The following is an 8,265-nucleotide window of genomic DNA, read 5'->3' on the forward strand; positions in this document are numbered from 1 at the left end:
GGCAATAGTAAACCGATACGAGTATTTATCCATTAAAACCCCGTATTTTCGTTATTATATTCGTTTAGTAAATCATCCTGTATCTCATGGATGCCTCCCCGAACGTGATAGCCATGATGAATTTTGAGGTAATTTTGAATATCGCGCACTTCGGCTCTTTGGCTGATGTACAAGCTCCTAAGTACAGTAAGCTTGCGCTGAATATTGGCCAAGAGCGTAAGAACTCCCCGTGTTACATTCCAGAGGACAATTAGACTAATCAATGACGTTAAAAACGTCCCGATTAGTGACGCCATATCAGTTAAACTTTTCACACTTTGACTCACTCGCTTATTCGCTGACGTAAATTTCAATCACTATCGCAACTTCTTTAAGCCACCGGACAGGCTCAAATTTTAAGTGATATTCAGTGGTAAACTGAGGTAATTTGATTAATGTGCGGCGCTTTAGTGGCACAAGCCAACGAGAAGCCTCGAAATCAGGATTGCTATCGCCCAACAATTGTATTAATCGGCCCGCCATCCACCAAGTAGGTTTAGCTTGTAAAGATGTCGTGTAAATCCTAATTGTATGTTGGTCAAAATTGCCGGGAATTGCTATGGCATTTATAGACGTTTCATCTGTTGCAGAATGAAAACCGTTATAAACAATTTGCCAGTTACTCTCATTATCAAGAGTCATTTTAATAATTGAAAAGATTAGCGACTTGCCAAGCAGCTTCCTGAAGGTGGAAAAACGGATCTATTTCTGCGTAATCCAAAATATCTAGGTAGCTATCAAGGTCTAAAGTTCCGTTGAGCATATTTTGAGCAGAATTGTTAACTAAAACCATTTTCTCAAATTCCGCATCGGTACTGTTAAGAGAAATTTGAATCTCCAAAAAATCTTCGATTTTATCAGGAATTACTAAATATTCCTCTTTCATTCCTGGAAGCCAAAGTTCTTTTTGGAGACTCATTTTAAATCCTCTTAAGTAGTAGTAGCAGCAGCAACAATAACAATGTCGCCAATTTCACCCTGTGGAGTAAACCCCACAAACCGATTAGCGGCAGGGGGATTTCCAAGCAAAGCAGCTCTTAAAGCTTTGCGCGCTGCTTGCTCTGATTTGTCAGTTGCCTCTGCATTTACCCCAAAAGGAGTGCTTACCGTATTTGTCCGGTATTTCGTATACGGCAAACCTGTCATCCGAGAAATCTTACCGGGCTCGCCGTTGCCACTTCTTTCCGTAAGTTTGACTTTTGCAAATTGTACTTTTTTTGCTTCGGCCGAGATATTCCCTGCGCCGCCAGGGGCTGTTCCGAGGACGTAACCAGTAGTAGCCGAAGGAGAAACAACAGTAAGAAGAGCTGTAATCAAAGCTGCATCATTTTCTTCTTTAGTGCCTGGTTCCGGCGTTGCCGAAGCTGGTGCTAACACTTTTGCTTGATACCAAAATTTGTCCGGAGCGCCAAAGGGTTGAACGAAACCAATGCGGGAAGCTCTGTTTAACCGTTTGTGATCGCCAACTGCTGCTACATAAGCCGCCTGTTTAGCCGCCCTATCTAATTTTTGCCAAGTTTCAAGTTTATCTTTTGCTGCTTTAAGCTCATCGGCTCGTAAAATATCGCTAAATCTAGCCATTTGTTTTATTGCAAGTATTGTTGTTAAGAATGAATTTTTGGAGAGAACAACCCTCATCTCAAATATGGCTTGTTCTCAATCAAAAAGCCATATTTTTAATCACTATTAAAAATTCAACCCTATAGGGTTGTAAGATTATTATAGTATACTAAAACCATTGACTAGCAAGGATTATAGACTATTGTGACTACTGTTACACATGGAACAAATGCCACTATTAAAGGTACTAATGCAGAAACACAATTTTGTCAGTTAATCGAGTATTTTCAAGGCTTGGAAATTGCCAACAACAATACAACCAGTTATGTTAGCGGTACTTATGACAGCGACACTTTGATTTTTACAGGCGATTTTACAATGCCTGTTAAATTCACTGGAACGGGTTTGAGTTTTCTCGGTAAAACAGAAAGCTTTTTATCGGGAACTTTCAACGCTGGGGCAAGCGGGACATTCACCGCGACTAATGCTTTAGATTACTTTCTTGAGGTATTGGCGCGGATATTGAGCTACCAAAATGACGAAGCCAAAAACCCTAACAAAATTAAAAATGTTAGCGCTTCCATTAACGCTTCTACCGGAACCATTAGCGGTAGTTTCTCTATGCCTTTTGTTCGGGTAATTACCGATACGGGCGTAACTATTACACCGGCTGAATATCTCCTAACTTAAAAAATGCCTGGCTATACCTTTTCTAAAACCTTTGAGCCGCTCAAAAATAACAACTCCATCCAAATAGTATTAGATACCAACGCTTTAGTTGCACCAATCAAATCTGCAATTGCTGGTTACATCGCGACGTTAGGTTTGCCCGCCGCCGAAACAGCACATTTAACTTGGGAAAATTGCGGGGCTGAAATTTATCTCGAACAGTTGGTAATGACTTATCACTTGCCAAGTCTAGGGATACAAACTCCCGCGCCGGCCCTCAAGCGCAGCAGCACGCTTGCTGATAAAGTCGCCGAAATTTCTGCATTGAATGGGCAGTACCCCAAATGCCAGTTAATGATTTTTGTGCGCGATTCAGCCGCCGACCCGTGGGTTTGGAAAAACACTGAAATAATTCAAAATTATGGCAATCGCGCCAACACACTTGACATCGTGCCATACCTCAGCCAGGGAACCCTTGATATTTTTGGCAAAACTACTCAAGTTGGCATTCAATTTATCAGCGACCCGATCTACAAAATTACCTTGCCAGCCGTAGGCGATCGCCTTTCGATTAAGGGAGCGCTGCGAGTCGAGGTTAGCCAGTTCGACTCAAAAAAAAATGACGTGACCGCACAGTTGCTCGATCGCATGGCAATGCTAGAGCTAGCTGTCAACGGCCGTTTAACTGACCTGCCCGCAAATGTGCTGCTTGGCAGAAACGCAACAACCGGAACCGTTGAGACAATTGCTCAATCGAAATTTGCAACGCCTGCAATGATCGACCAAGCAATTGTAGATTTGGCTGGCGGCGCGCCTGGAGCGCTCAACACTTTAATAGAACTGGCCGCAGCTTTGAACAATGATGCCAATTTTGCAAGTAATGTCACCAATGCTTTAGCTTTAAAAGCTCCTATTAACTCGCCTGTTTTTACAGGATTTACAACACTTGGTGACAATGTTGAGTTAAAAATTAGAAGAATTGTTGGCACGACCCCTGGTAGTCAAGGGGGGATAATCCAAACCGTTCACGGCTTGGATGGAAATAAAATTATCGGCTTACTACCTAGTATTACCCATTCGCTCGCGGCATCTATCCCAAGTGATTTTGATGCTTATTCGACTGGATATAGCTACGATGTCTGGCACGATCCGTTACATATAAATTTACTGCTTGCTACAGGTAACAGCGAGTATCTTTTGAATAAATCTTTTTCTGTTTTGATTTTTTACGTGAATTAATCAACAATTCGATATTTAATGTGTTAGACGCAACAAATGAGTGCAATTAGAAGCGGAATTACGCAAGCCACTGCATCAGCCGAGGGAACTATTTCGGCAGAGGGCAATATTGGCAAAAATAAAGCTCAATGGTCTATTGATAGCGAGGGAATTTGGGATTTAGGAATTGATTTTAAAGTAGGGGGATTAGGAATAACAAACGATTACGGCGGCGCGATTACGGTTAGCATCGCCGGCCAAAGTATTACTTGGGGCCGTGAAGGAGGAAAGATTCATTATGATTTGGGCGGATTTGAGCTAATCGTAGAAGCTCGCGATTGCGTAGTTACAGAGACAAAGATAATTATGGGAATTGTGGTTGCTTCGCACACTTATCCTGACCCTGGTTGTGAATTACCAGATCCACCAGAACCTTTAACGCCAACACCAACACCAACACCAACACCGGGCGGGAATAATGAAATTCCAGATACTCAAGAAATAATGTGGGTAGTTTGTGACTTAAGGGAAGAATATTGGAGAGCTATAAGTTATTCCCAGGTAAGACTAGAATTTACCAATTTGTACACAAGAACTATTACAGAGCAAGAAAAACCTATTAGCTCTACGGTAATGCCGTTTACACTTACCGAAACACAAACGCAATATCCTAATACAATTCATAAGATTTTAAAAAGTAATTCAACATCACCACAGAGAACTACTTTTGTCTATCTAAACAGTGGGGCGTCTGCAAATGTCCAAAATGTGACATCTAAAATCATGTCTAGTAATGGCGGTGCCAATTATTTTTCTACTACCCAGTCCGGAGGGAATTACGCGCGTAGTTTGTGTTTTTACGGAACAGGTGCAATTATAAAAAAATACATAGAATATAGCAAAACAAGAAAAGAAGAAATTTTAGTAGGGATAATGTCTACTGGGTATTACACCGCAACTACACATACATTTGAGAATGCTCGAATCATTCCATTGATTCCTAAAGAAGAACCAAAACCACAACCATTTTTACAACCCGGAGTCCCCCCGCACATGAACGATTGCTGTGAAGAAATCATCGACAGTTTAGAGGATTTAAAAGAAGTTTTGCACGTTGACTTTTTCAAAAAAAGTAAATTTCCCGTACCCAGTTATTTACTAGCGCCGGGCTGCACACCGGACAAGAAAGTAGAGGCAAAAAATTACTACAACCTCTTTCAAATGCTGTTTCAAGCCATCGCCCACGGCACTATTATTAGTCCCAAGATTGATATTCAAGATGCCGACGCGGTGAAGGAAGGCGACCAAACAATAAACAGCGAATATCTGTCGGCGACGGGTTGGGCGGAAGCTGTAACGAAGATGCTCTACGAAATTGTAGACGATGGAAACATTAGTACAAATATGGATATCCGTACGGGAGTTACTGTTACGCAGTTGATGGTTGCTGTTGCCGATTTGTCCTACAAGCTCGACTGCGTAATAGACATGATCGGCATTCCAACCAAGCGCACTAAAGGCGAAATAGAAACTTCTTACAATTTGATGGTTGAAGGGGAATCAACTAAAGGTTTTGACCCGAAAAAATCCAATCAGCAACTAGATTTGAATCAAGACATCAGTACCGAGAAGTTGCTGTCTTCGCTGTTGCGGACTCGAAAAAATCCCATTGTGAAAGAGGAAATACATCCCAAAGCGCCAACGCTGTTTGAAATGATAAAGGGATTAATTAATGGCAATTAGTTTAGCAAAGCCTAACAAAGCTCTAATTAAAGCTTATTTGAAAACCAAAACGCTTGAAGCAGTAAATAATTTGCGAATCAAAAGAGCGCTAGACCGCGAAAACATCAACCGCGCAGTCGGTGTCGGGAATTTTGAAAATTTTGAGAAGCAGTACAACACCGAATACGAACAGTGCCGAAACAGCAGCAAAGACCCAATACCGAGCAAGCGCAAGCTCAAGAAAGTTTCAACTAATTTAAACCTTAAAAAGTTGGTGTAAATATGGCAGCAGCAAAATCAGAACAACCGGGACTTACTTTGAACAATACGAGCTTAGCGGTCAAGCTCGGTTTGCCCCTAGGTAACTTTTTTAACGACATCGGCTCGACAGTACAAGCTTGGATTAACAAAGGATTCATCAACCTCAAAAACCTCGCAAAAAACATGATTGAGGGGGCGAAGGAATTAGCCAAAGCTATTTTGCGGGGCGATTGGAATTTGTTTAAAAGTTGGTTGAGAGAAGATCCGATCGCCGTTGCGGCCGGCATGGGGGCGGTAATTTTAATCGGCGGCGTGGTTGTCGGCGGCGTAGTGGCGGGAATCGGCGCGCTGGCAGGAGCGGTCGGGCTGGGTGGCGTTACGCTGGCGGGAATTGGCGGCACTGTAATCGGTGCGGCTGTCAGTTTCGGTACGCAAGTTTACGATTTCGATTTCAACAAATCCGATGCCGCCATTCTTGCAGAAATCAACGCCGCTTTTGGGGGCTTGGCCAACATCGCCGGGGAAGCGCTCGGCCGATCGCTCGCCGGCTTTATCGCAAACCGCAAGGAAACGCCGAAATTGAGGATTGACATCAATGCAACCGCGACGATGTTTTTGGCATTGGATGATAACGGCGATAACGAAATAGCAGAAGAAATTTTAGAGGAACTGTCATCGCTGGGTTGGGCGTTCTACCGATTCGCTCAAAAAGCTTTGTTCGCCCAGGGTTACATGAACTTTCGGCAGTGGGTAAAAAGGGATCTCAAATCCGGGATTCCTTGGGTTGATGCAATGATCCGCAGTTGGGGAGAAGAAGGCGGCAAGCCCTGGGTGATCCGCCAGCAAGTCGATCAGGTTGTGGAGCAAATTCAGGAAGATAACGCCGCTCTGGGGAACTTCTTAGAGGGCGCACTTGAAGGGTTTGGCGACGGCTTCAAGGAGTTTCTAGAGCTGGAGTACAGATAATGAGCGCAGAAAGCAAAGTCAGAAACCGACTTAAACGAGTTAACGCGCCAACTAGAATTGCCGGACAATCAGAACAGAAGATTTCCGAGCACAGCTACTTTGCAGTCTACGACTTGGAATTCACCGAGCCGACAGCAGCAGAAGTCAAGGCCGCTGCTGAGAAGGCCACGCGGGATAGAAAGAAGGTAGGTAAAGAAGCGCTTGATACTCTCACGCTGACAATTAGCGGTAACGAATTCGCGATCGCCCTGCAAGCTTCTTTGCTAGATGCCATCCGAGATTTGATTCGCTATGAGCTCAAGAAAATCAAGGGCGGTGATTCGGAGGAAGAAAGCGGCAAGCAAGGGGTAGAGCGCGCTGGTCATCCAGAAGTCAAGCTGTGGTTTTTTGAAAAAGCCGCCGATGTGGCTCCGGGTTACACTCGCTTGAAAGGAGAGATTAGTTTTGACTTGATGAACTTTGTCGATTCCTCTAATTTGGCAAAGCAGGGTAAAAGCCAACTGATAAAAGAGTCTGACATCAAGAAGCTTTCAGCCCAAATCAAGACTATTTTTACCGAAGCTTTCAAATGGGAGCGCGGAGAAAAAATGGTTGTGTACCACGATTGGGAGCGAGGGTACTCGCTGCAGATTTTATGCCCGACAGAAGCTGAAGGAGTGCGAATTGTTAAAGAAGTCTTAAAAATTCAAGGGCATGAATTGCGATCGCAATTCCTCAAACTAAATTTACCCATCGGAACTCCGAAGCCTACAATTCCTATCCCGAAAGACGAAGAGGTACTCGGAAAGAAGCGTAAACACAAGCGATACCGCCCAAAAAGCACGGTTTATTATTCCTACGCAACGCTGCATTTACCGAGTTACGGGCAGAAAATAGCGCTGGCGTAGAAATGCTTATTGTCACTATGCCTAAAGGTATAGGTTAGAATATGAATAAGTTTATTGGTAACTTCAATGATTGATGATAATGCGACTATTACTGATGCTATTACTACTAACATCGGCGTGAAACTTCAGACAGAAGTTAACGAAAATACCAAGAATTATCTAAGGATTGAAGCGATACGGCGGCATTTGACAATGGGACAGTTGTTAGATGAAATTGTAAAAATGTTTTGCCTTGACGTACCAAAAAGCACTTCTTAATTGATACGGCAATTTGTTAAAAATTAACCTCGATTTAATCGGGTTTTTCGCGGCCCTGGGCTGGAGGGTTTTTTGATACGCGCAATTATTTATTGCAGAGTTTCGACAGATGATCAGAATTGCGATCGGCAAGAACGAGATTTGAGAGAGTTCGCCGATCGCGCCGGGTATGAGGTGGTGGAAGTTGTGCGGGAGACTGCCAGCGGTGCTCGAACCGATCGCCCGGAGCGCAAAAAAATTATGGCGGCTGCTCAGGCAAGGAAATTTGCAGCGGTGCTGGTGACTGAGGCGAGCCGGTGGAGTCGTAGCACGATCGATTTGTTGGGAACGCTGCGAGATTTGAATGGCTGGGGGATTAGCCTTGTCGCCTTGTCGGGTATCGGCCTCGACTTGAGCACGGCGCACGGGAAATTAATGGTTACACTACTTTCGGGAATTGCCGAGTTTGAACGCGACTTAAACCGCGAGCGGATAATGTCAGGGATTGCATCGGCGAGGGCGAAGGGCCGCAAGTTTGGCAGGCCGCGAGTGTCGGAAAAGGCGATCGCCTTTGTGCATCAGTTGCGGTCGGAGGGTAAAAGCTACTCGGAAATTGCGGCGACTTCTGGAGTTATACCAATTTCCTAAAATAGTGCTACAGTTAGTAGGTGTACCTTTGGTGAATTAGTACCCAAATATAAAGAAT

11 protein-coding genes are annotated in these 8,265 nt (G+C 43.9%); 8 read left to right on the forward strand and 3 right to left on the reverse strand.

What is annotated here, in order from left to right:
- Nucleotides 1-330 precede the first annotated feature (330 nt).
- Genes QUA10_RS28230 through QUA10_RS28240 form a run of 3 tightly spaced genes read right to left on the reverse strand, consistent with a single transcriptional unit; the run spans nucleotide 331 to nucleotide 1,620 of the window.
- Nucleotides 331-681 (reverse strand): hypothetical protein, encoded by a 351-nt coding sequence (locus QUA10_RS28230; protein WP_333085817.1) that lies wholly within the window; start codon nucleotides 679-681, stop codon nucleotides 331-333.
- Between the two features lies 1 nt (nucleotide 682).
- Nucleotides 683-958, reverse strand: coding sequence for a hypothetical protein (locus tag QUA10_RS28235; RefSeq protein WP_333085818.1), 276 nt, complete (start codon nucleotides 956-958; stop codon nucleotides 683-685).
- Between the two features lie 11 nt (nucleotides 959-969).
- Nucleotides 970-1,620: a hypothetical protein gene (locus tag QUA10_RS28240; RefSeq protein WP_333085819.1), complete on the reverse strand. Its 651-nt coding sequence runs from the start codon at nucleotides 1,618-1,620 to the stop codon at nucleotides 970-972.
- Nucleotides 1,621-1,803: 183 nt separating this feature from the next.
- Between QUA10_RS28240 and QUA10_RS28245 the strand changes: the two genes are divergently transcribed.
- The 8 genes from QUA10_RS28245 to QUA10_RS28280 all read left to right on the forward strand — a co-directional run bounded on the left by QUA10_RS28245 (nucleotide 1,804) and on the right by QUA10_RS28280 (nucleotide 8,207).
- Complete coding sequence (locus tag QUA10_RS28245) at nucleotides 1,804-2,289, forward strand: hypothetical protein (protein ID WP_333085820.1); 486 nt, start codon at nucleotides 1,804-1,806, stop codon at nucleotides 2,287-2,289.
- Nucleotides 2,290-2,292: 3 nt separating this feature from the next.
- Nucleotides 2,293-3,507 carry a hypothetical protein gene (locus tag QUA10_RS28250; RefSeq protein ID WP_333085821.1) on the forward strand — a complete coding sequence of 405 codons (1,215 nt, stop codon included), beginning with the start codon at nucleotides 2,293-2,295 and terminating at the stop codon, nucleotides 3,505-3,507.
- A gap of 36 nt (nucleotides 3,508-3,543) precedes the next feature.
- Nucleotides 3,544-5,229, forward strand: coding sequence for a hypothetical protein (locus QUA10_RS28255; protein ID WP_333085822.1), 1,686 nt, complete (start codon nucleotides 3,544-3,546; stop codon nucleotides 5,227-5,229).
- Nucleotides 5,219-5,488, forward strand: coding sequence for a hypothetical protein (locus QUA10_RS28260; RefSeq protein WP_333085823.1), 270 nt, complete (start codon nucleotides 5,219-5,221; stop codon nucleotides 5,486-5,488). The genes QUA10_RS28255 and QUA10_RS28260 overlap by 11 nt, the downstream gene beginning before the upstream one ends.
- A gap of 2 nt (nucleotides 5,489-5,490) precedes the next feature.
- Nucleotides 5,491-6,435, forward strand: a complete 945-nt coding sequence (locus QUA10_RS28265) for a hypothetical protein (protein ID WP_333085824.1) — start codon at nucleotides 5,491-5,493, stop codon at nucleotides 6,433-6,435.
- Nucleotides 6,435-7,322 (forward strand): hypothetical protein, encoded by an 888-nt coding sequence (locus QUA10_RS28270; protein ID WP_333085825.1) that lies wholly within the window; start codon nucleotides 6,435-6,437, stop codon nucleotides 7,320-7,322. Before QUA10_RS28265 ends, QUA10_RS28270 begins: the two co-directional genes overlap by 1 nt.
- Before the next feature lie 66 nt (nucleotides 7,323-7,388).
- Entirely contained in the window at nucleotides 7,389-7,580 is a 192-nt protein-coding gene (locus QUA10_RS28275) for a hypothetical protein (protein ID WP_333086457.1), read from the forward strand.
- Nucleotides 7,581-7,652: 72 nt separating this feature from the next.
- Entirely contained in the window at nucleotides 7,653-8,207 is a 555-nt protein-coding gene (locus QUA10_RS28280; RefSeq protein WP_333085826.1) for a recombinase family protein, read from the forward strand.
- The last annotated feature ends 58 nt before the right edge of the window (nucleotides 8,208-8,265 follow it).

The organism is Microcoleus sp. Pol8_D6, assembly GCF_036700965.1.
Taxonomy (GTDB): domain Bacteria; phylum Cyanobacteriota; class Cyanobacteriia; order Cyanobacteriales; family Microcoleaceae; genus Microcoleus.